The sequence below is a fragment of the Cellulomonas fimi genome (genome assembly GCF_028527925.1).
Taxonomy (GTDB): Bacteria; Actinomycetota; Actinomycetes; order Actinomycetales; family Cellulomonadaceae; genus Cellulomonas; species Cellulomonas fimi_C.
This window is the reverse complement of record NZ_JAPESW010000155.1, coordinates 1-657: the sequence shown is the minus strand read 5'-3', so window position 1 is coordinate 657 and position 657 is coordinate 1. Positions and strand designations below refer to the sequence as shown.

At 70.5% G+C, this 657-nt stretch carries 1 protein-coding gene; it reads right to left on the bottom strand.

Annotated elements, in window-relative coordinates; all coding sequences use genetic code 11:
- A partial coding sequence (locus OMK64_RS20240; protein WP_272730150.1) for a hypothetical protein occupies nucleotides 1–657 on the bottom strand: 657 nt, incomplete at both ends.

Below are 657 nucleotides of genomic sequence, written 5' to 3'. Positions count from 1 at the left end.
TGAACGTCGGCATGCCGTTGCCCGACGCGACGGACCCGAAGCCGGTGAAGACGGTGAGGTTGCGCGCGGGTGCGGCGGGGTCGGAGACCGCGACGACGAGCGACCAGCCGGCGTAGTCGTCGGTCGTGCCGGTCGTCGACTGGACGTTCGCGACCGTGTACACGCCGCTGCCCGCGCTCGCGACGAGGCCCGTGACGTCGAGGTAGGACTGGTAGCCGTTGTCGGAGGGGTTGACGTCGACCCGGCTGGCCGTGAGGTCGCGGTAGGTGGTGGACCCGGGGGCCTTCAGCTTGACGTTGCCGCGCAGGGCCGGGTTCGACGAGGTCGCGTTGACCGTCTCGGTCCGGCCGCCCCAGACGAGGGCCGCGAACAGCACGGACCCGTTCTCGGGCACGGTGAGCGTCGCGCTCGACGCGTTGAACGTCGAGGCGTCGGTGTCGTCGTTGACGTACTGCGCGGTGAAGTCGTTGTTGCTGTACGCCGCGTTGAACGTCGACGCGCGCGCGGTCGCGCAGTTCGCGGAGTTGGTGCCCGAGGTGGCGTTGCACGTCATCAGCGTGTTGGCCGCCATGAGGACGTCGCCGTTGGTGTTCGCGGAGAACACGGGCGTGAAGGCGCGGACGGTCGCGGCCGCAGCGGGGCTCGCAAGGCCGAGGG